Here is a 23311-nt window from a genome sequence, read left to right on the forward strand (position 1 = left end):
GTTAATCACTTTGGTAACCTAAGTGATGTAAATTGGGGCGTATTTTATCATGTCTCGGGATTTTTTTCATGCTTTGGGGTTTTTTGGTCATGATTTTGATGTACCGTAATGGATTGTGATGGTAAAGCATGTTCAATATGATAACTTTCTAAAAATTTTAATATCTCCAAAATCAGTACCGATTGTTTGGCATAAAAATCTTGAGCACCATCAGCATCAATATAAGCACGCATCTCAATCACATAACACTCTTGACGCAACTGCTTAATCCAAACTTGATTCCATTCATGGTTGGTCAGCCGATGCGTTGCCAAAAATTCTTGTAAATTGGTTATCATTCGCTCAATTTCTGCTAAATCAGCGGTACGCTTGATGAATAAATCATGCAAAAAATAAAACATATCCCTTGCAGTAAAGTTTTCAATCTGTAGCGATGAAAATTCACCATTTGGCACAGTCACAACTGTTCGGTTTAGGGTGCGGATACGAGTTGAGCGAATACCAATATCAATCACCGTACCTTCATAAGTACCAAATTTACAATAATCCCCCACATACACAGGGCGGTCGGCAACCACCACAACCGAACCGATGAGATTTTCAAGCGTTTTTTGAGCACCAAAAGCCAGTGCCAGACCGCCGACACCTAGGGCTGCAATCCCTGTGGTCAAATCAAATCCAAGATTGCCAAAAATTAAAATCACTGCCAAAATAATCATCAAGGCTTTGGCAATTTTTCTGAGTAGGTTTAAAATAGAAACCTGTTCAGGTCGACCTCGTTTTAATGAATTTGCCTCAGCACGGCGAAATACGCTGTCAAGCAGACGAAGCATCAGCCAAGCAGTCGCACCCCAAGCGACAATATCCTTAATCCGACCAAATGAACTTCGCAATGTCAAAGGCACGCCAACACTAATCATAATTATCGGTAAGATTAACGATAAAACCACCAAAGACAACGGCATAATCACACTGGGCATAATGCGAAAAGGTTTTTTGGTGAGTGTGGTGTACAGCCACTTACTCACCCAATACAGCACCCACACCACCAAATTGATCGCCAAATATAGCCCAATCACCAAGATGCCAAGAGACACCAATTCAAGCCAATGCTTGGTTTGGCTATGCGTGCCTGGCTGCGATAATTTGAGCCGCTCTGACAGGGTTTGGGCGTGGATGGTCTTTTCGGGTAATGCCGCCAAAGTCTGCGATGACACTTGCCAAAACACCATGCCATCCTCGCTTACACGCCGATTGAGCAAAATATCGATATTGTCGTTCATCAGCCGAAGCTCGCCGACTTTATCAATATCGCTTGGCAGGTTATCAGACAGATCGCCCTCGCTGACGCCACTAATTTGCAGGTCTTGATACAGCTTACCGCCTGCATCCAGTGCGATCACCAAATGCTCAACAACTTCATAGTTGGGCGTTTTGGTGCTTGCCAAATATCGTCCGTCCAAATAGTTGGCGGCAAGCTCGTAGTCTTCTGACGCGATCGCTCGCAAAAGCCCCTGCACCGCCCCTCGTGGCGTTTCACGCCCGAAGCTGTCCACGGGAATCTCGGCGGATTTTTCTTGAGTGTTTGATAATAGCTTGGCAGTCGTGGCATGGCTTGGCGTTGGTATTATTACCATTAACAGAACCATCACCATGCCTGACAGCACCATACCGATTTTTTTAGCCATCTTTTGCACAATCACTCACCATAGCTTCATTGACAGACTTAGATTTTTACTAATCATAAAGCATTATAATTTAAATAGTCATGAAAAACCATGACCAAAAATAAACCTAATTTTCATTAAATATCATTTAATCATTTATTATTTTAATTTTAATAATTAATATTACAATACTACCAAATGGCAAGCAATAACTAAGCAATAATAATGGCAGATAATGAAAACTCATCATCTGCCATCGTTGCTATCAATCATTGGCATGGCTTGGGCGTATCATCTTAATCATTCATATTTGATTAAGTATCCACCCCATCAGCCAAACCAAACATTGTGTTTAAATTACTGCTTAACTTCTTGTTTTCTTGCACCAAAAACCACAGATGCACTACTGTCTTTGTCTTGACTTCCAACATCATTGCTCTTATAGGTAAATGAGCCACCAAGTTCATTAGCCTGTGGACCATAAAATCCACCTGTAACTACAGCATCTTTAACAATTACCCGACCGCTTTCACTGTTCTTACTGTCAAGCTTTAACCCACCTGTTTTAATATCTGGTGTATTGGCTTTACCACTAAAACCATTGCCATTAATCGTAGCGGTAATATCAAAAGCGGATTTGCCATCACTGCTTGTATTTGGAATAAGCTTACCAGTCAGGCTTTTTTTAGCAAAGTCTACATCAAACTCGGCACGGTTGGCATTATCAGCAAATTGTTGGGCTTCATAGCCTTTGCTGGTATTGCTAGAGCCCGTAACATAGCCTGCCCATGTACCACGATATTTAGCATTTCCTTCAACTGGCATGGCTTTATCACCTTTGGTAGCGGTGCGTTCGCCTTGTAAAAAGACGCTATTACTATCACCAATACTCAGTGAGCCAAATTTGAGATGCTCAAGATTGCTACAACAAAATTGTACCTGAACCTTATCATTCACCATCAAAGTCTCGCCTGCTTGATTGGTGGTGGTGGCTGGCTTTTCTTTATCAATGGTTTTTACAAAATCATTACCTTGAGTAAGGTCTATCACAGTAGAACCCAAGACCAATTTATTAATATTGCCAAAGTTATCCAGTTCTTTTTTACTATTGGCGGTAAAGGCGGGGTTGGTCGTACCAGATTTATTAAATGTTCCAAGTGCGTAGGCATCTAAGATGGCTTCGGTTGGTTTGGCTTCGCCCTCTTGTTTAGCACCAAAGACACCAAAGAGTTTGTTGTCATTGGTTAAGAATTTACCTGCCAGCTCCTCGCCTTTTGGTCCATAAAAACCACCTTCTAGCCTATCATTGGCACACTGGTAAAGGGGTGTTTGCTTGTGTCATCTTTATTGCTTGCGGTGGCACTGCCACGGAAACGGTTGCCGTGGATATCAGCCTTAATATCGTAGCGTTTGGTTTTCGTAACCTTGCTCTTATGGCTGTCTTGTAGGTTACTAAACAGCTCACCTGTTAGGCTCTTTTTACTAAAATCTACCGTAAATTCACTGCTATGACCATATTCACCGCTATGACCATCAGGGGCAGAGTCTTCTTTAGTTAATAAGCGGTTGTATTCATCTTTTGAAGATGCTCCATACCACCAGCCTGCTTGATAAGTTTCTTTCACTTCGCTAAATCGGTTTCTTTGTTTGGCAACATCGGTCATAAAGTCCCAATGTCCTTTATATTTAACCGCATCTTGTGTGGGCAGCTCTTTGGCGGTCGTTGTGCCATTATAAAACACACCGCCCACAGGACCTGAATTCCAAAGTTTTGGTTCATCTGTTTTTTTGACGGTTAGATAATTGGCATCATTCACCAAGTAGTAACCATAATCAACATATTTTAAATCTCGTGTGGTTGCTTTGGTTGTTTCGTCATTTGAATGGAAAGTTTTTGCTTTCATCGATGATAATACTTGCTGAAATTCAGGGCTTTTACGCACATCTTCTTTGATTTGTTTGGCAAGTTCTTCATTGGAGATTTCTTTATTATCTCTCTTAATTCTGTCACCGATGGCATTTTTATCCGCTCCATCCATTTTTGCCATATAGCCATCAAGCAATTTATTTTCTACATCTAACGAAAATGGCAATGGCGATTTTTTACCTTCTGCAACTTGTTTTTTACCGTCTAAGGTAATGATATTATTTTCATTCAATGGCGTGTTTTGTGGGTCGTATAGATTAATTTTACTCAAAGCCATGCCATAACCCATGGCAGGTTCTTGAATGCCTAAAACTTCAGCTTTTTCATTTTTATCAGTTGGCACATCTTGATATTTTGGTTCTGGTGTGCTGGCACTGCCTGCACCAGAGCTTGCACCGCCTGTATTGCCTGCATTGGCTGTATTATCAGTGCTGCTTGCACCGCCAGTACCGCTACCAGCATTACCTGCACCGCCAGCATTACCTGCATTGCCTGCATTTGGGATGGGCGTAGGGGCAGGTGGATTTGAACCACCACTGCTGCTACCACAAGCGGTTAATAAGACGGCAGAGATTGCCACACACAGTGTGGTTAAAGGAATGTGCTTCATAAAATAATCCTCTGATGGGTTGATGGTATTATCTAAAAAAGTCTGTTAATGCCTATTTTGGCATGCTGACAATGTGCATTTGGCGTATTTGTTTGGGCATTTATGATAAATGCGTTTGTGATGGACAAAATACGGCAAATTTACATTGATAAATAATAGCATAAACAATAACAATTATCATTAAATTTGTAATTTTTTTTCTTGATATTGTCTATGATGGCACATTTTTTTACAAAAACAAAAGCAGGGCGTGCTTATCCCATCAAAAAATGCGACTAAACTCAACAAACATTTGATTTTTATGGTAATTTGCCTTAATGTCATTGCTTTTATTGATGTTTGTGCTGATGGTCAGCCGTGGCGTGATGCCCCATTTGTGAATGTCTCTGTGCCAAAATGATAAAGACGCTTGCATTTGTTTATCATGGCGAATTTGTCCGCCGCTGGTTAAGTTTGCCCCTTGGTAATGGCGTTTATTGATGCTGATTTGGGCACGGCTTGAAAGACCGCCCGCCCATTCTTGCCCCCACGCTGTGCGTATGCCACGGCGTTGATAGCTGTCAGATGGGTCTTGTGGCACTTTTTCATCATAAAAGTCTGCCCCCAAAAGATAATAGCGTGTGGCACTTGGGTAATAAATCAATGATGTGCTGTATAAAGTGTTGTTACTGTCAGCCCTAGGTGTCCGATGGTTGGTTAGGCGTGATATGTCTATGGCGTTTAGGCTTTGAAATTTTGGATTGATTCTATAATCAGCTGACATGCGTATGCCTATGGTGTCGGTATAACGCTCATGCCCATAAAATCTTTTTTCACCATAGACCTCAATGCCAAGGTCTTTTTTGGCATCAGCAAAGCCCAAATTTGCCCCCAGTCTGCCCCAATGGTCGTTGTATTTTTTGTGATTTTGATGGTGTTTGCCATAGATTTGGGCGTTCGCTCCCACATATGCCCCTTTGGGCAAAGACCACTTTTTATCCGCCCCTAATTGATAGCTTAGGGTGATGGCATCAATGGGTTTGTCAAAAGTCCATTGACCTTGCGTGGTGTTTTTGGGCACCTGATTGATGTTGTCTTCTTTGGCCAGATTCATGCCTGCTTGCCATGTCCATGAATCTCGTTGTTTTAACGCTTGTCTGTACTGCCCAACAACCTGTCGCACATCATCTGGTAAGTTGTCAGCATGTAATTTATTAAACTGGTCAAGGGCGGCTTCGTTTTGTTTGTCCATAAATAACGCCCTTGCCAGATGAAAACGCACCACATTATATTCAGGCACGATGGCGATGATGCGACGCAGCTCATCAATGGCTGCTTTGGCGTTGCCTTTGTCCAAGGCAGCCAGTGCATTGGCATACCCAAGTAAAATGCCATTTTGATGGTCTTTGGGCAGTTTTTGATAAATGGGCAATAATGCGTGAACGCCTGCCATATGATTGGTCATGACAGCAGAATTTAGGGCGTGATTGAGCAAATCGGGGTTATCAAGCAGTAACGCTTCATCGGCGATGAGCGTGTCTTCGGCAGGATTTGGTGTTTGTGCCAGTGTTGGTTCTGTTGTTGGTGTTAATGTACCATGGGGCAATAGTTCAGGCTGAGCATGGTTAATGATGGGTTCAAGGGCGGTTATTTCTTGATTGATTGGCTCTTGATTGTCGGTGCGACCATCATCGGCATGGCTGATATGAGCGATTAGAAAAGTCAAGCCAACCATAAAAATTTTTATGGGTGTTTTGGTGGGGGTGAATGTGGTATAAACAGGCGTGATTGTCATGACAGCTCCTATCAAAAAAGCGAGCATATTTTACCATTTTTTATGGTATTTAAAAATACAAATATGAATGATTATTAATTAATTTACAAAATTAGTCGCTTAATTGGCGTCTGATTAACACAACCTGATGATAAATAAGATACCATTGATGGTTTTTTATTCATTATTTGATACAGTATAACGCTTTATTCATATTATCATTAGCCATAAGGTTACAAATTAGCCATCAGTTTACAATTGATAATAATGACCGACAATTATTTTACAAATCATCTATGAAATACTACAGACATCTGGAGAAATATCCGTAAAATACGAAATCTGTTTACCGCTATGATAAAGATGACTTATGATGCTCAAATCAAACAAGCATTGAGATTAACAAAGTCATCATCATAGAACAAACAGAGCATTGTGCCTATTTGCCATTGGGCAAAAGGCATTTAACCCACTTGTGATTGATGGTTATCACGACACAGTTATTTATAACGATAAACATGAATTACAATGATAATAATTAGGAAACTACTATGAAAAATTTAACTAATAAACTATTGGCTGGCGTGTTAAGTGCTGCTGTTTTGTTGCCTGCCGTTGGCTTCTCTACCACCGCAGTTGCTAATGACCGTATTAAAGCACAAGCTTATGGCGATGTCAATTTTAACCAAAATCGTCAAAAAGCCATTCAAATGCTTGCTGCTCGTGGCTATCAAGTTTCTGATATAGATGTTGATGACTTTTTAGGCAAGCCTGTTTTTGAAATTGAAGCCTATAAAAACGGTCTTGAGTATGACATCGTACTTGAATACCCATCACTTAAAATCATCAAAGAGCAGCGTGATTACTAATAAATTAATGACTAATCATGAATGATGACCGCTAAGAGCATCACTTAGCGATGATAAAATAAAGCCCTCATGGTAAATGGGGGCTTTATTCATTGGTTGATTGGGGTGTATGCCACAATCAACCAAAACCACTGATTAAAAGTGCAGGTTAAAACTTCATTTCAAGTGCCAATTGATAATTGCGTCCAGGAGCGGCATAGCGACCATAATGCTTATCTTGGCTAAGTCCTGTATGCTGATTGACCGCCCCTTCTGCTGTTTGGCGTAAAGCCTCCCAAGTGGTGTAATAGGTATCAAATACATTATACACGCCAGCACGCAAGGTAAAGTTATCTTTTATGTTCACATAACCTGACAAATCAAGTGTTCGCCACGGCGTGGATTTTGCTTTGGTGGCTTGTTTTGTTTGAATGTTGCCATTACCTAAGTTCTTATCTGCCACAATCTCGCTTGGATTTTTGGCATCAGAATGGGTAAACATGGCGTTTGCTCCCCATTTTTGGCTTGGGGCATCATAGCCAAGCCCCACCACATAACGAGATGGCTGAATGGCATCAAACAGCATGTTTGTTCCTGCCAAAGTTGGGTTTAAGGTTTTGCCTTTAACATCAACTTTGTTATAAGCCAGTGTTGAGTATAGTCCATAGGGAATGCGACTATTGACAGCGTTTAGGTCAAGTCTGCCAAGAATGTTAATGCCTGTCAAATCAGCATCTTGTCCATTATGAAAGCCCAAATCACCTTTACCACGCTGTTTGCCTGCATCAGCACCTTTGGTCAAGGTTCTAATCTCTTCACTTTTACCAACAATCAAATCGGTATAGCGATTTTTAAAATAACTAATCTCAAGGCTGCCTAAGTGGTTATATAAAGTCGCTCCGATTTCTTGGTTAAAGGATTTTTCAGGTTTTAGCTTAGTTTGATGGACAGTCTGTTCACAGGTGTACCAAAGACCCTTACAGCCATGTTGCGTGCCTTTACCGATGGTTACGCCAAAGCGTTCGCCATACATTTCAGAAAAACTTGGCATGCGAAAGCCTTGCGAGCTTCTATAAGCGATGTCCAGCCAGTTGGTGGGCTTGACCACCACGCCAAAATTCCAAGACAGCTGGTTGCTGGCACTGTTGTCCACCAAAGGCACATCAGATTTGTGTTTGATTCTGTCATAGCGAGCACCCAACCCCAAATCAATATATTTATTGATGGTCATGTTGTCTTTTAAAGCAATGAAATAATTATCACCGCTGATGTGGCGAGTGGTTGAGCAATCAGCATAGCTGTTGGTCTCGCTATATTTGCATTTATCATCTTTGACCACAGTCGCTTGATTTGGCTGATAGATATTATCCGTGCCTTTATTGGCGTTTTGTCGGCTGTTTTTATTGGTCCAATCCGCCCATTGTTTGCGTAGCTCTACATAAGCATCAAAGCCCAGTCTGTCTATCTTGTCGTATGTTTCTTTATCCAAACTTTGTTTGATTTTCTCAAAGGGTTTTAGGGTGCTGTTGGGGTTTTTCTTATCATATTGGTCAATGATGGCTTGATAATTAATCTTATCGGTATTGGTTTGGTTGTATTGCTCTATGCCTTGCTTGATGGCAAAGTTTTGATAAGTGCTGTTTTTGGCGTTACAAGCCTGTGGATGGTCATGACCTTGATGATCAAGGCAAATGACTTGATTGCCTGAACCTAAAATGGGCTTAAACTTATCTGGCAAAGGGTTACTTGGTGGGGTGTAATCAAGTTTTTGATAAGATTGATGGGTTGCCAAACGATAATCTTCACGGCTAAGGCTTGAATTGAATTTATCATAGCCAACTTGCAGATTGATGTGATGATGCGTACTGCCCAACGCCAGTTTTTTGTTAAAGACGGCTTTGATTAAATTGTGCTGTTCTTTGTAAGCGTTGTTATCCACCTCTTTTACCGAAAAAGGTTTATTGACATCAGGCGTACAATTTTTGTCAATGTGCGGATAGGTTGAACAGTGCGTGTTGGTCAGCTGGCTGCGTAGCGTAATGTCTTGCTTGTCATAAGACACACGCACATCATCAAACCATTGATTTTCACCTTTGCTGTCATAAACATATTCAAGCCCTAGGCGGTCTTTTTGGTGTTTTTCGTCATAAAATACGCCATGAGCATAGTTGATGCCATAACCTGAATTTGCCCCAATGGCATCACGAATGCGTTCACCAAGGTTATTGCCTTGATAATAGCCATTTCTTTGGGCAAGGTTGGTGATGCTTGATTTTTCAATGTCATGAACCGTCAGATAAGCAGGCACGGTTTTATCTTGCATGGCATAGTTTTGTTTGGTGATTTCATACACACCACCGACATAGTGCTTATCGTTTAGCTGATAACCTGGGCGAAGTAGCAAGGATTTGCTGTCTTGGGTGAGCGGGTTTGGGATAAGGCGGTTAGGGCCTGTATAATCTTTGACATTTACCTTATCACGCACATTGGTTGGCTTGGCTTGAAGTTTGGTTTGACCGCCAGAGGCACACGCTTCATAATTACCATTGGCACATTCATTTGCTATTAAAAATGTTCGGTTATTTGGGTCAGTGGTTGCCACCGCTCTATCAAAACTTTGGCTGCCCTGATAGGCATCATCATGTGCCTTGTATTCTTGACCACGGCGGTCGGTGTAGATGACAAGACCGCTAAAAGAACCCGCCTTGCCTGCTGCTGCCACAGAATTAACCCATGCGTTATTTTTACTGGCATAGGCGGTTTTGGTCTGCACGCCCCAATCTTTACCATCTTTGATGATGTCATCGGCGGTTTTGGTAACAAATGCCACAGAGCCAGATAATGCCCCAGAGCCATGTTCACTTGAATTTGCACCTTTACTAATCTCAATGGAGCGGACATTTTCGTATTCTATTTCGTTGATTGCCCCACCTGCGGCATAATTTTTGCCTGCCACAGGACCTTGTAGGGCATAGTGCTGGGCTTGATTGATGCCATCAACCAATACCGCCACACGATTTTTATCCATACCACGAATAGAATAGCCCGAGCTTGCCCCACGACCTTGCTCAACCACAGCAATGCCAGGGTCATAGCGTGTTAAGTCTCGAATATTTAGTACTTGTTCTTTATTGATGGTCTCAGCAGTTTTGACCACCTTGCCAAGCCCTGTAACTTCGTTGGCTTTACGAGCGTTTTTCTTCGCTGTTACGACAGTTTCATCCAAGACAACAACAAGGTTTGTCTTATCTGTTGCCTCCGCCTTATCGGTCGTTGCGTTTGCCAGTGCCACCTGCGTGATGTTAAGCAGACCCAAAGACAAGGCACTAAGTTTTAATACTTGTTTGGATTTTTTGGATTTGTTGTTTTGTTTTGATTGATTCATCAATGACCACCTGTTGGCTTTTGCACTTTGACACACCGATACACCCCAATCAATCACAAGGCAGGCATCAAGTTTAAGATGCCAAAAATGTGTATGAAGTGTATCGTCTTTGAAAACTTATTTTTTACCAAAATAACCATTTGCTTGCTAAAACCACCCAACCAGAGTGATTGAATTTTTGATTTTGGTTATTTTGGTGTACAGTTTGTAAAAATAAGTAAAATTATAATACAAATGCAAGTGATAATACAAACCATTTGTTTCAATTTATTTACCGCAGTGAGATAAAAACCCAAATCCAACCATTTTTTACTCTATTTTTAACAATAAAGTAAAAGTATTATTAAAAAATTCTCATTCACCAAGGATAGCCATCAAACTTACCCAACGATCCATGTAACTTTCTACCCAAATTTATCATAATAACTGTTATAATAAGCCATCAAGACGCATTTACTCTTTATGTTTGAAATGTCTTTTCTTGATTGTTAGCGATGGTTTGGTCATTCAACCTTTTAACATCAATTATCTCAAACCCATCAAAATTATTGTTAAAAATACTTTAAAATAGCTTAGGAATAAAGATATGCCTACATCATTTAATCCAAGTATCACCCAAAACTTCACCGATTATAAAGTTGCTGATATCAGCTTGGCTGATTTTGGTCGCAAAGAGATTCGCCTTGCCGAAACAGAAATGCCTGCATTAATGGGCATTCGCAAACGCTATGCCGATGAGCAGCCACTGGCAGGAGCAAAAATCGTCGGCTGTATCCACATGACGGTACAGACAGCAGTTTTGATTGAAACTTTGGTGGCGTTAGGTGCAGAAGTTCGCTGGACATCGTGCAACATTTTTAGCACCCAAGACCACGCTGCTGCTGCCATTGCCGCCGCTGGCATTCCTGTGTTTGCTTGGAAAGGCGAAACCGAAGCAGAATATGAATGGTGCTTAGAGCAGCAAATCCACAAAGACGGCAAGCTATGGGATGCCAACCTAATCCTAGATGACGGTGGCGATTTGACCGCCCTGATTCATGACAAATACCCACAGATGTTAGACAGCATTCATGGCATTAGCGAAGAAACCACGACAGGCGTTCATCGTCTGATTGATATGCTGGGCAAAGGCACACTCAAAGTCCCTGCCATCAATGTCAATGATGCAGTCACCAAATCCAAAAACGACAACAAATACGGCTGCCGCCACAGTCTCAATGACGCCATCAAGCGTGGCACTGATATGCTCTTGTCAGGTCGCCGTGCCTTGGTTATCGGCTATGGAGATGTGGGCAAAGGCTCTGCCCAAAGCTTACGCCAAGAAGGCATGATTGTGCGTGTGTCTGAGATTGACCCCATTTGTGCGATGCAAGCGTGTATGGACGGCTATGAACTGGTTTCACCGTTTGTGGGTGGCGACCAAAGCCAAGGCGTGAACACGACGCTCCTACATGACACCGATTTGATTGTGACCACCACAGGCAACTATCATGTGTGTAATAGCGAAATATTAAAAGCCCTAAAAGCCACCGCCGTGGTGTGTAACATCGGGCATTTTGACACCGAGATTGACACCGATTTTATGCGTAAGCACTGGAAATGGGAAGAAGTCAAACCCCAAGTTCACCAAGTCTATCGCTCTGATAATGACGGCGATTATCTGATTGTGTTATCCGAAGGTCGCCTTGTCAACTTAGGCAACGCCACAGGACACCCATCACGCATCATGGACGGCTCATTTGCCAACCAAGTACTGGCACAAATCCATCTGTATCAAGAAAAATTTGCCGACTTGCCAGCCGACAAAAAAGCAGACAGTCTGTATGTCAAAGTCCTACCTAAAAAGCTTGATGAGGAAGTCGCTGCCGCCATGGTGGCAGGGTTTAATGGGGTCATCACCAAGCTCACCCAAACCCAAGCGGACTACATCGGTGTGCCGATAGATGGCCCGTTTAAAGCGGAAGATTATAAGTATTAATCAGGATATGTTTACTCATGATTACCTTGACAGATTCAGACCAAATCACCCACATCTCACCAAAAGCCCCAACAATCTATGATATGATTGGCATAGTCGCATCATTTAAGTAATGACAGCCAAATCACAAGATGATAAAATCAGCTTTGATGGCTGATTTTAAGGTTCATCACATCAAAAGCGTCTTATCAATATCAACGATCCAACAAGGAGCTTTTATGACAAAGCCACGCTTACGATCGCATATCTGTGCCATCAGTTTTGGTATCTTTGCCAGTCTTAGTATGCTATCTGCTTGCGGTAAACCCAACGACATCCAAACCCAATCCATAACGCACCAAAATATGTTACCTAGCAACACCTTGGCACAATTATCCGCCCTACCTCAGCTTACCAAAGGCTTGGGCGATACAGGCAAAAGCGTCATTGACCCAAATAAGCCAACTTTGGTGAAGTTTTGGGCAAGCTGGTGTCCTTTGTGTTTAGCCACCTTACAAGAAACGCATGACTGGCGTGATGACCCTAATTTGGCAGGCTTTAACATCATTACCGTTGCCAGCCCCACTCACTTAAATGAAAAAAATACCCAAGATTTTACCGACTGGTATCAAGTACTACAAGCCGATTATCCAAATCTGCCTGTATTGATTGACAGTAGCGGCCAGCTCATTAAAGAACTTGGTGTACAGGTCTATCCCAGCTGGGCAATCTTGGACAAAAATGGGCAACTTGTGTATCTTAATAAAGGCAATCTTAGCTTTGAGCAAGTGTCTTATTTGGCAAAAAATCCACAAGAGCTAGACCAGCTTAAAGCCCACGGTGGTCAGACCGCCATGCCCACCAAAAATAAAGAGGGTGTATATTATAACGATCAAGGCAAGCCTTTAAATACCAAAACTATCCATCTGGCGGGCGGCTGTTTTTGGGGGGTGGAAGCTTACTTTGAGCGTATTGATGGCGTGGTAGATGCTGTCAGTGGTTATGCCAATGGCAATGAAACAATCACCAATCCAAGCTATGAACAAGTCATTGCAGGCTCAGGACACGCCGAGACAGTCAAAGTAGTTTATGATGCTGATAAGGTGGATTTGGACACTCTATTACATTATTATTTTAGGATTGTTGACCCAACCAGCGTCAATAAACAAGGTCATGACCGTGGCATACAGTATCGCACAGGCGTTTATTATACCGATCCAAGCGACAAAGCGATTATTGAGAATGCCTTAAATGAATTACAACAAAAATATAAAGCACCCATCGTCGTAGAAAATCTGCCCCTAAAGCACTTTTCCCTTGCTGAAGCGTATCACCAAGATTATCTCACCAAAAACCCAAATGGCTACTGTCATGTGGATCTAAGTCTTGCCAATGATAAAATCACGAGTAAAGCTCCCACCCTACCAAAGGCAAGCACTATCCAAGAGGCTCTTGACCCAAGACGCTATCAAGCTTTTACTAAAGATAATTTAAAACAAAGCTTAACCAAAGCTCAATATGATATCACCCAGAACGCAGGCACAGAGCGGGCATTTAGCCATGCTTATGACCATCTGTTTGATGATGGGCTGTATGTAGACATTGTCAGCGGTGAGCCACTATTCTTATCTACCGATAAATACAACTCAGGCTGTGGCTGGCCAAGTTTTACCAAGCCGATTGATCCACAAGTCATCAGCAAACATACCGACACCAGCTATAATATGATACGCACCGAGGTACGCTCACGCATTGCCAATTCACATCTAGGGCATGTGTTCCCTGATGGTCCAAAGGCACGGGGCGGACTGCGTTACTGCATCAATGGCGATGCGTTAAAATTCATCCCCAAAGCGGACATGGAAAAACAAGGCTATGGGGTATTGTTACCACTGATTAAGCCTGCCCAACCTTAATTATTAATTATTAATTAATATAAAAAATGGCACAGTTTAGATTTGTGCCATTTTTTTACTTAAAATGGCACCAAATCATTCAAAAAGCTTCAATAATTTTATTCAAATTGATTAAATCTTGTTATAATAGCAAGCTTTAGCCATCTTTAAGAATACCGCATAGCACAGTTTTTTATCATTCTGATCGCTAGGCGTATTCACTGATTGCTTGGCAAAAAGCATGCCTGCCTTATATTAATCATATCACTCACACCAAGCCCAATACGACATTGGTCGCTGATTTGGGTTTAATTTAAGTCATTTAACTGGTCAAATATGCCAAGATTTTTTGTTGATACACCGCTCACCACTAACCTGATTGGACAAATCATCACCCTACCTGACCATGTCACACATCATTGGTGCAAGGTGCTGCGTGCTTCGGTTGGTGATTGTGCCTTTTTGTTTGATGGGATGGGTGGTGAGTACACAGTAACGCTTACGCATATTGATAAAAAATCTGCCAGCGTCAAGATTGACGCCTATCACCCTATCAACCGTACGCCACCGTTTCGTGCCAGTATCGGCTTGGTGATGAGCCGTGGTGATCGCATGGATTATGCCATACAAAAAGCCACCGAAATGGGCGTTCATTGTATTCATTTATTGACCAGTGACCGTTGCCAAGCCCATCTCAAATACGACAGAGATTTTAAGAAAATCACACATTGGCAAAGTGTTGCCGTCGCTGCTTGTGAGCAGTGCGGTATGAATATCGTTCCAAATATTATCGCACCCATCTTGCTTGATGAATGGGTGGTCAACTGTCAAGATGAACTAAAACTGGTGCTTGCACTTAGCGAAAATAACCCTGCTTTTGACAAAATTTTACCAAAAAATATCAGCCTGTTGATCGGTGCCGAAGGCGGCTTAAGCCCAAGAGAGATTGATTTGGCGATTCATCATGGTTTTGTACCATGGCGGATTGGCGAGCGTGTGCTTCGTACAGAAACTGCACCCGTGGTCGCCTTGAGTGCATTGACACTGTTGGCTGACCTCAACCAATCACCACTTTAATTAGCCGTATAATGCCTGCCACAGTTGCACGGCTTGTGCCATCGGCTTAACATCATGCACACGCACAATATGCACGCCTTGCTGTAGTGCGATAAAATGTGCAAGTGTCCCCAAATTATCTCGCTCAATCGGTTGATGATTTTTAAGATATTCAAGTCCGCTATTGGTTAAAACCTCACCCAAAAATCGCTTGCGGGATACACCAAATAACATAGGCATCTTAAAATGCTGAATGATTTGCTGTAAATTTTGCATAATTTGAATGTGATGTTCATAATTTTTTGAAAATCCCATACCAATATCAATGATAATTTTTTCTTGCCCAATGCCTGCAGCCATTGCCTTATCAATCCTTATTTGAAGCTCAGTGATGACATCAGCAAGCACATCGTTATAACTTGTCAACTCATTCATCGTCTGAGTCATGGTATCAGGCGTGCCACGGCTATGCATGATGACCACAGGACACCCAAGATTAGCCACCATATCACAAGCACCCTCTCGGCTTAGACCACGCACATCATTGACAATGTCAGCACCTGCACCCATTGCCTGAAGCATTACCACAGGATCACTGGTATCCACAGACAACCACAAATCTTCACCAAAATTTTCACGAATAGCGGTGATGATAGGTATCACACGCTCAAGCTCTTCATCGGTACTAACCTTTGGGGCATAGGGGCGTGTGGACTCTCCACCAATATCAATGATATCAACGCCATGGGCGATCATCTGCTCGGCGTGAACCAAAGCAGCATCCAAATGGTTAAAACACCCCCCATCTGAAAATGAATCTGGCGTCATATTAAGTACGCCCATCACCTTTGGCACATCAAAAGTCATGACTTTATTACGGTGGCGAATGGATTTGGTCATAGAATAAGGCATAAAATACACTCAAGATTTCAAATACCTTATCATACCACAACTTGATTTTTTGGGTAGGTAATCCCCATTAAAGCATTTTACATATTAATTTTAAGGATTTGTATTGCAATATTTTGACAGACACGAAGGCGGAGAAAACGCCATTTTGGTTCACTTGGACATTCACCAAATCACCGATCCTGATGACCTAGAAGAATTTCGCTTGTTAGTACATTCAGCAGGTGCAAACGAAATAGAAATCATCACAGGCAGTCGCAGTAAGCCACATGCCAAATACTTTGTTGGTACAGGCAAAGCCGAAGAAATCGCTGAAGCAGTCAAGCGTTTTCGTGATACCAATGACGATAATACAGATGATGTTATTGTGATTTTTAATCACACACTCACTCCAAGTCAGGAGCGAAACTTAGAATCATTGATCAAATGCCGTGTGCTTGACCGCACGGGGCTTATCTTAGATATTTTTGCGCAGCGTGCACGCACTTATGAAGGTAAATTACAAGTTGAGCTTGCACAGCTTAATCACCTTGCCACGCGTCTTGTGCGCGGCTGGACGCATCTTGAACGCCAAAAAGGCGGTATCGGACTGCGTGGTCCTGGTGAAACTCAGTTAGAAACGGATCGCCGATTGCTCCAAATTCGGGTGACACAGCTCAAAGCCAAACTTGATAAAGTCAAACAAACCCGCAAACAAGGTCGTGCAAAACGCCAAAAATCAGACATACCAACCGTGTCATTGGTCGGCTATACCAACGCAGGGAAATCAACGCTATTTAACCGCTTAACTGACGATAATATCTATGCTGCCGATCAGCTTTTTGCTACGCTTGATCCGACGCTGCGCCGTGTCAAATGGCCAGGTGTCGGTAATGTGGTATTGGCAGACACAGTGGGATTTGTACGCCATTTGCCGCACGAACTGGTAGAAAGCTTTCATGCGACACTAGAAGAGACGCTTGAGGCGGATTTATTGCTACATGTGATCGATGCCGCCAGTGAGGATATGCATGCCCAAATCGAGGCGGTGAATGATGTGCTTGAACAAATACAGGCGGATGCGCCGATTTTATTGGTATTTAATAAGATTGATAAAAACGGCGAGCCTGCCAAAGTACATTATCAAGACCAAGGCGTGCCGCATCGGGTTTATGTGTCTGCCAAAGACAATCTAGGCATAAACCAGCTGATGTTAGCAGTCCAAGAACTTTTATCAGGGCATTTAAATCATTACACACTGACTTTGCCCCACCATGCAGGCGCCCTAAAAAACACCCTGCACGAGCTTGGCGTGATTGAGTCAGAAAGCTTTGATGAGCTGGGTCATCAAGTACTGGGTGTGCGCCTGTCACCCGCTAAGCTGACTCAGCTACTTGGGCAATACGCACTCAATCCCAACCAAGTCCTGCCCTCGGATCAAGCCAAAAGCTTAGAGCCTGTGCTTGAACCATTTGAAGAAGTGCTTAAGCAACATGATGATAAGTCAGACGATCAGCTGAATCCCTTTTGTTTATAATCAAAAAAAAGACTGCCTAATAAAGCAGTCTTTTTTGATGATAAAATAGCTAGTAAAGACTAACCATTGAATTTTTGTAGCGAAGCGATACGATCATCTAAAGTGGGATGAGAGCGAAATAAGCTGGCAATGCTAAAGCCTTGAGATTGACCACTTGCGATGGCAAATGCTTTCATTGATTCAGGCATCTGATCTGGAAGCGCTTCGGCAGGACGCAGGGCATTGAGTGCGCTGATCATCTTATCACGACCAGCCAGGCGTGCGCCCATCTCATCAGCACGGTATTCACGCAGGCGCGAGAACCACATGACGATCGCTGATGCCAAAATACCCAACAAAATATCCATCACGATACTGGTCACAAAATAGGCGATGCCTGGCGAATCACTTTCATTCTTAAAGATCGCACGATCCACAAAATTACCAATAATACGCGCAAAGAACATCACAAAGGCATTGACCACGCCTTGAATCAGCGCCAAAGTCACCATATCACCGTTGGCGACATGACCGATTTCGTGCGCAAGCACCGCTTCGACTTCATCAGGTGTCATCGTATGGATAAGACCTGACGATACAGCAACCAAAGCTTTATTTTTATTCCAGCCGGTAGCAAATGCGTTAGGCTGAGCATTATCAAAAATACCCACTTCAGGCATGCCAATGCCAACTTCACGCGCTTGGCGAGCGACGGTGTCGACCAGCCACTGCTCTGTGCCATTTCTTGGGGTATCAATCACGATGGTGCCGGTTGATTTTTTTGCCATCCACTTGGACAAAAACAACGAAATGACTGAGCCAATCATACCGTATAACAAACACATCACCGCCAAGCTGACATAGTTTAGCCCGCCTGAACCATGGACATTACCCAAGCCAAAGACCTGCGAGAGCACCATGAAAACGATGCTAAAGACGATCAATACGGCTAAGTTGGTTAATAAGAATAAACCAATTCGCATCATCTGTGAATTTCCTTTTATAAATCAAAAATATAACTGACAAAAGTCTTACTATTATAATGATAAATACGCAAAATAAAAGGCAAAAACTTCGACTCATCAAAGTTTTTGCCTGTATAGACACAAAAAGCTAACAACTTTTTGGGTTTAAGCAATTTTAATCTATCCTAAACGGAAGATCTGATTACTCATTGTTTGAAAAATAAATACGCGCAGAGGCTTCACGGCTAATCACAGGATTGCTTGGCGTCGCTTGTGTGACTGGCTGAACATAAGAAGTCGTCGTATTCATCTGTGCTGCTGGCGTGCTGTTCATCGCAAGCATAGTGCGATTGGTATCATAGCCTTGATACAGCGCTGCATCCATACGATAGATGTTGTTATAGCGATCATTAACCTTGACCACATAGTTTCTGGTCTCACGAAACGGAGGAATGCCGCCATGCTTTCTGACATTACCAGGACCTGCATTATAAGCTGCGATCACGTGGTTTGGATTGCTAAATTGGCTCTGCAGATACGCCAAATACTTGGTGCCGCCTTCGATATTTTGGGCAGGATCCCACGCATTATACACACCCATATCACGAGCTGTGCCTGGCATCAGCTGCATCAGACCCATGGCGCCCACGCGTGAGCGCGCATTGGGATTAAAGCTTGATTCGGTATGAATGACCGCCTTAATCAATGCAGGATCTACGCCATGTCTTGCCGCAGATTCTCGGATCAGATGATCGTAGGCGCTACGCTCAGAATAACCACCTGAGTAGCTTGAATAATTACTTGCTGCAAAATTGGCAGAAAAGTTGGTCGCAGACTCACCATTGGTATACAAACGGCTAACCACTTGAGGCTCACTGCTTAATCTGGTGAATTTTTGGGAATTGCTGGTACTGGTTTGCAAATTGGTCAATAGGCTAGACTCTACAGCGTTTTGACTGTTTGCTAAAGTATAGGCTGTTGCCACAGTCGCGTTGGCAGAACCTTGAGGCGCAATATAAACCGAGACAGGGTTTTGGGCAAATGCACTACCGCTAAGCATGCCAAATGTCACTAAAGTCAGGGCATTTACATGGATTTTTGAAGTTTGCATATCGTCTGTTCGTCTTTTCTTCGGTAAAAAATTTGGCACATTATATCACAAAATTAATAAATAACATGATGAAACGCTGATAACTACAAAATGCTACACTTTAGAAATACATAAACCCAACCATTTTTCTAAACTTTCAACAGTTTTGCTTGTTATTTGAAGCATATCAAGATGTTTTATTCATGAGATTGTGTTATAAATAAAACACCCATTCACAGAGATTTGATATTAAGACAGCCACCAAAGCACCGCCACAGGCAGCCACATGGCAGTCACCAAGCCATTGATCGCCAAGCCAAACGCTGCATAGCGCCCTGCTGTCGGACTGATCGTCCATGCTTCTACTGTACCGATGGCGTGCGCCACCAATCCCAATGCCAAGCCTTGAGCGCGTTCATCGTGAATGTTTTTGAATAAAATTCGGCACATGCCTGCACCCAAAATACCAGAAACGATGATGATCAAATTTGCCATCACCAAAGGCGCCCCAATGATTTGTGCAACCGACAACCCCACAGGCGTCGTGACAGAACGCGTCGCAAATGCCAAGATGGTATCCATATTTAGCGCAAACAGATAACTTAAAGACATCGGCAATATCGCCCCAACGATACTTGCCAATATCACCACCACGCCCAGTTTTTTGACTGGCAAACCTTTAAAATCCATTCCCGCTAATGGCACCGCTAACAGTACTGTACTATAACCAAGCAAGCGATCAAAAATAGGTCTGGCATGTGCGTAATAAGTATGATAATCAAGCCCAATGACGAATAATAAAATCAGCGTCAATATGATAGCAACGATGATCATAGGCACGCCTTTGATAAACTTATTTAAATAGCGAAGGACATATTTGGCGCCGACATGCGCAATCAAAGTGATGATAAAGGCGATCAAAATGGTGGTTGTATCAAGCATCATAACGCACCTCTGTCATTTTTGGCGTCCCGACCGGCAAGCCATAGTGCAGATAATTTGGCAAATGCCCAAAGCGGAATGAGAGTGCTGATAATGATAACCGCAGAGACCGGCAACAAATCCTCGCCCAGCCCAAATAGCAAAATCCCTGCACCTGCTGAAACCGGCAAAAAAGCAAAACCGCTATCAACCAGCAAGGTGCTTGCTGAACTTGATAACCATGTCGGCAGCCCTACCGTCATACGCACACCCACCAACACAATAAATAAGCTTACCAAACCGACAATATTTGCCGCCGTTGGTATCCCAAGCCAAGTACATACTACCAATGCCAATTCACGAAAACCCACCACGATGGCGGCCGTTGCTATCATGGCAAGCCAAAATCTTTTATTGCCTAACTTAAGCGTCATATTTATTCCTTTAATATAAGCATCAAATGCCAGTGGGTATTTTGCGATATTACATTGAAACACCGACTTGGTTCAAGGTCAAGCAACTGACCGATATGTTCACTATTTTTATCAATGATACTAAAAATGATACTAAATTTGTTAAATCTGCGATAATGATCGGTTTTGTTTGGCATTATTTTTTATATCACTCTTTTAAAATCAGCTTCAAACCCCAATATAGGCATAAGCTTTTAGACTTTCAAAGAAAAGTTAACGAATAAAAATAAGGTTTTATCATTAGAATATTTTTATAAATTCATAAATTTATATTTTTAATAAAATCCTTACCGAGACTTTCACCAAGTTGAAAGATACCCAAAAAGCCAGTATAATGAAATGTTTTGATGCCCACCAAGAGACAAAATACACATGCGTGAACATAATCATATCAACGAAGATCACGACGCTTCTTCATCTTCATCACAGTTAGGCGCACTGATTCGCCTAGGCAAGGAGCAAGGCTATCTCACCTATGCTGAAGTGAATGACCAACTGCCAGAGTCTGTCACCGAAAGCGATCAAATTGAAGACATCATTCAGATGTTGACCGATGTGGGCATTCAAGTATTTGAGGTAGCACCAGACGACGACGATATTTTATTATCAGACACTGGTAGCGATGATGACATTGCAACCGATGAAGCAGCAGCAGTACTAGCCTCTGTTGAAACTGAGCCTGGACGCACTACCGACCCTGTGCGTATGTATATGCGTGAGATGGGGACGGTGGATCTGCTGACCCGTGAAGGCGAAATTGGCATTGCCAAACGCATCGAGGAAGGCACTCGTGAAGTTCAATATATCATGGCGTATTGGCCAGGCACAGTAAAATTTGTGCTTGATGAGTATCAGCAAGTGCTTGCTGGCGAGAAAAAAATCTCCGACATTGTCTCTGGGTTTTTAAATGGCGATGATGGCGATTTTATTTTAAATGAAGAAGAAACTGAGTTGGATCTTGGCTCACCCAAAACCACCGATAAAGATGACGCTGAAGAAGATGATACTGAGTCTGATAGTGCTGAACTTGATGATACCGATGATTCAAGCCTAGACCCTGAAGAGGTGCGTATCCGTTTTGAGGAGATGCAGCGTTTGTATGATGTAGCCCAAGAAGCCTTGGCTAAGCATGGGCGTGGTAGTGAAGAGGTTAAAGCCGCTTATGATGAGCTGGCCAATCATTTCATGCTCATTAAGCTCAATAATCGCTTGTCGGATCAAGTCATGAGTTTGATGCGTGAAGTTTATGAAGATGTGCGAACTAATGAACGCCGCATCATGAAACTTGTGATTCGCCGCGGCAAAATGCCTATGGAGGAGTTTAAAAAGACCTTCCCGAGCAACGAAACTAATGTCGAATGGCTGTCTCATCGCATCGAAGGTGGTCCTGCTTTTGCCGACACTTTGGCCAAGATTGAGCCTGAAGTAGTTGCCTTGCAGCAAAAATTGTTGGCGCACGAACAAGCCCTTCAAATGGACATCCGTGATATGAAAGCGGTCGCCCGCCAGATGGCAATCGGCGAGACCAAGGCTCGTCGCGCCAAAAAAGACATGGTGGAAGCTAACTTACGCTTGGTGATTTCTATTGCCAAAAAATACACCAACCGTGGCTTACAATTCCTTGATTTGATTCAAGAAGGTAACATTGGTCTGATGAAAGCGGTGGACAAATTTGAATATCGCCGTGGTTATAAATTCTCAACCTACGCAACGTGGTGGATTCGCCAAGCCATCACGCGCTCTATTGCTGACCAAGCACGCACAATCCGCATTCCTGTGCATATGATTGAAACGATTAACAAAATCAACCGTGTATCTCGCCAGCTACTCCAAGAAATGGGGCGTGAGCCGACGCCAGAGGAGTTGGGTGAGCGTTTGGATATGGATGAAGCTAAAGTGCGTAAAGTCCTAAAAATTGCCAAAGAACCCATCTCTATGGAAACACCAATCGGTGATGATGAAGATAGCCACTTGGGTGATTTTATTGAGGATAATACCATCTCAAGCCCAATTGAAAACGCAACGGCAGAAGGCTTGCGTGAAGCGACTCGTGAGGTGCTTGATAATTTGACCGAACGAGAAGCTAAGGTCTTAAAAATGCGATTTGGTATTGATATGCCGAGCGACCATACGCTTGAAGAAGTTGGCAAGCAATTTGATGTTACCCGTGAGCGTATCCGCCAAATCGAAGCCAAAGCCCTGAGAAAACTTCGCCACCCTTCTCGCTCTGAGCATTTACGCTCATTTTTGGAAAATGATTAATTTAACAATGATTAATTTAAATTGCAAACCAAACCTGCTGGTATCATCAGCAGGTTTTTTATTTATCCGCCCCTTTGGGTCAGCGAGTAAGACTCACC

At 42.8% G+C, this 23311-nt stretch carries 14 protein-coding genes and 1 pseudogene; 6 read left to right on the forward strand and 9 right to left on the reverse strand.

What is annotated here, in order from left to right; genetic code table 11:
- Window positions 1-47: 47 nt before the first annotated feature.
- The 3 genes and pseudogenes from AO382_RS04065 to AO382_RS04075 form a co-directional block, all read right to left on the reverse strand.
- Window positions 48-1697 (reverse strand): mechanosensitive ion channel family protein, encoded by a 1650-nt coding sequence (locus AO382_RS04065; RefSeq protein WP_064618481.1) that lies wholly within the window; start codon window positions 1695-1697, stop codon window positions 48-50.
- Window positions 1698-2024: 327 nt separating this feature from the next.
- Window positions 2025-4204, reverse strand: a pseudogene (locus AO382_RS04070) (transferrin-binding protein-like solute binding protein).
- 262 nt (window positions 4205-4466) lie between these two features.
- Entirely contained in the window at window positions 4467-5978 is a 1512-nt protein-coding gene (locus AO382_RS04075) for a surface lipoprotein assembly modifier (RefSeq protein WP_064618413.1), read from the reverse strand.
- A 530-nt stretch (window positions 5979-6508) separates the two neighbouring features.
- On the opposite strand from AO382_RS04075, the gene AO382_RS04080 reads away from it, so the two are divergent.
- A complete protein-coding gene (locus AO382_RS04080; protein ID WP_064618416.1) occupies window positions 6509-6826 on the forward strand; it encodes a PepSY domain-containing protein in 318 nt (105 codons plus the stop codon).
- 148 nt (window positions 6827-6974) lie between these two features.
- On the opposite strand, the gene AO382_RS04085 is transcribed toward AO382_RS04080, so the two are convergent.
- Window positions 6975-10190: a lactoferrin/transferrin family TonB-dependent receptor gene (locus AO382_RS04085; protein WP_064618483.1), complete on the reverse strand. Its 3216-nt coding sequence runs from the start codon at window positions 10188-10190 to the stop codon at window positions 6975-6977.
- A gap of 586 nt (window positions 10191-10776) precedes the next feature.
- Between AO382_RS04085 and ahcY the strand changes: the two genes are divergently transcribed.
- The 3 genes from ahcY (at window position 10777) to AO382_RS04100 (ending at window position 15119) form a co-directional block, all read left to right on the forward strand.
- The gene (gene ahcY / locus AO382_RS04090) at window positions 10777-12168 is read left to right on the forward strand and encodes an adenosylhomocysteinase (RefSeq protein ID WP_064618418.1); all 1392 of its coding nucleotides are present in this window, start codon (window positions 10777-10779) and stop codon (window positions 12166-12168) included.
- Window positions 12169-12386: 218 nt separating this feature from the next.
- Window positions 12387-14063: a bifunctional peptide-methionine (S)-S-oxide reductase MsrA/peptide-methionine (R)-S-oxide reductase MsrB gene (gene msrAB, locus AO382_RS04095; protein ID WP_064618485.1), complete on the forward strand. Its 1677-nt coding sequence runs from the start codon at window positions 12387-12389 to the stop codon at window positions 14061-14063.
- Window positions 14064-14378: 315 nt separating this feature from the next.
- Window positions 14379-15119, forward strand: a complete 741-nt coding sequence (locus AO382_RS04100) for a 16S rRNA (uracil(1498)-N(3))-methyltransferase (RefSeq protein ID WP_064618419.1) — start codon at window positions 14379-14381, stop codon at window positions 15117-15119.
- Here AO382_RS04100 and folP read toward each other — a convergent pair whose 3' ends face one another.
- Complete coding sequence (folP, locus tag AO382_RS04105) at window positions 15120-16010, reverse strand: dihydropteroate synthase (RefSeq protein ID WP_064618421.1); 891 nt, start codon at window positions 16008-16010, stop codon at window positions 15120-15122.
- Between the two features lie 103 nt (window positions 16011-16113).
- Here folP and hflX point away from each other — a divergent pair, with 103 nt between their 5' ends.
- Window positions 16114-17523: a ribosome rescue GTPase HflX gene (gene hflX / locus AO382_RS04110; protein ID WP_064618423.1), complete on the forward strand. Its 1410-nt coding sequence runs from the start codon at window positions 16114-16116 to the stop codon at window positions 17521-17523.
- A 59-nt stretch (window positions 17524-17582) separates the two neighbouring features.
- On the opposite strand, the gene htpX is transcribed toward hflX, so the two are convergent.
- From htpX to AO382_RS04130, 4 genes are all read right to left on the reverse strand, one after another.
- Window positions 17583-18488 carry a protease HtpX gene (gene htpX / locus AO382_RS04115; RefSeq protein WP_064618424.1) on the reverse strand — a complete coding sequence of 302 codons (906 nt, stop codon included), beginning with the start codon at window positions 18486-18488 and terminating at the stop codon, window positions 17583-17585.
- A 181-nt stretch (window positions 18489-18669) separates the two neighbouring features.
- On the reverse strand, window positions 18670-19578 hold the full coding sequence (locus AO382_RS04120; protein ID WP_064618426.1) for a lytic transglycosylase domain-containing protein: 909 nt from the start codon (window positions 19576-19578) through the stop codon (window positions 18670-18672).
- Between the two features lie 228 nt (window positions 19579-19806).
- The gene (locus AO382_RS04125; RefSeq protein ID WP_064618487.1) at window positions 19807-20499 is read right to left on the reverse strand and encodes an LrgB family protein; all 693 of its coding nucleotides are present in this window, start codon (window positions 20497-20499) and stop codon (window positions 19807-19809) included.
- Window positions 20499-20912 (reverse strand): hypothetical protein, encoded by a 414-nt coding sequence (locus tag AO382_RS04130; RefSeq protein WP_064618428.1) that lies wholly within the window; start codon window positions 20910-20912, stop codon window positions 20499-20501. Before AO382_RS04130 ends, AO382_RS04125 begins: the two co-directional genes overlap by 1 nt.
- Window positions 20913-21323: 411 nt before the next feature.
- On the opposite strand from AO382_RS04130, the gene rpoD reads away from it, so the two are divergent.
- Complete coding sequence (gene rpoD, locus AO382_RS04140) at window positions 21324-23213, forward strand: RNA polymerase sigma factor RpoD (RefSeq protein WP_064618432.1); 1890 nt, start codon at window positions 21324-21326, stop codon at window positions 23211-23213.
- Window positions 23214-23311 lie beyond the last annotated feature (98 nt).

Source organism: Moraxella catarrhalis (assembly GCF_001656295.1).
GTDB lineage: Bacteria > Pseudomonadota > Gammaproteobacteria > Pseudomonadales > Moraxellaceae > Moraxella > Moraxella veridica.

Bases quoted from the DNA above. Each gene is read 5' to 3' on its own strand.
- AO382_RS04130 (WP_064618428.1), bottom strand. From the start codon at position 20,912: ATGACGCTTAAGTTAGGCAATAAAAGATTTTGGCTTGCCATGATAGCA.
- rpoD (WP_064618432.1), top strand. From the start codon at position 21,324: ATGCGTGAACATAATCATATCAACGAAGATCACGACGCTTCTTCATCT.
- ahcY (WP_064618418.1), top strand. From the start codon at position 10,777: ATGCCTACATCATTTAATCCAAGTATCACCCAAAACTTCACCGATTAT.
- AO382_RS04100 (WP_064618419.1), top strand. From the start codon at position 14,379: ATGCCAAGATTTTTTGTTGATACACCGCTCACCACTAACCTGATTGGA.
- htpX (WP_064618424.1), bottom strand. From the start codon at position 18,488: ATGATGCGAATTGGTTTATTCTTATTAACCAACTTAGCCGTATTGATC.
- AO382_RS04085 (WP_064618483.1), bottom strand. From the start codon at position 10,190: ATGAATCAATCAAAACAAAACAACAAATCCAAAAAATCCAAACAAGTA.
- AO382_RS04075 (WP_064618413.1), bottom strand. From the start codon at position 5,978: ATGACAATCACGCCTGTTTATACCACATTCACCCCCACCAAAACACCC.
- folP (WP_064618421.1), bottom strand. From the start codon at position 16,010: ATGCCTTATTCTATGACCAAATCCATTCGCCACCGTAATAAAGTCATG.
- AO382_RS04120 (WP_064618426.1), bottom strand. From the start codon at position 19,578: ATGCAAACTTCAAAAATCCATGTAAATGCCCTGACTTTAGTGACATTT.
- AO382_RS04125 (WP_064618487.1), bottom strand. From the start codon at position 20,499: ATGCTTGATACAACCACCATTTTGATCGCCTTTATCATCACTTTGATT.
- msrAB (WP_064618485.1), top strand. From the start codon at position 12,387: ATGACAAAGCCACGCTTACGATCGCATATCTGTGCCATCAGTTTTGGT.
- AO382_RS04080 (WP_064618416.1), top strand. From the start codon at position 6,509: ATGAAAAATTTAACTAATAAACTATTGGCTGGCGTGTTAAGTGCTGCT.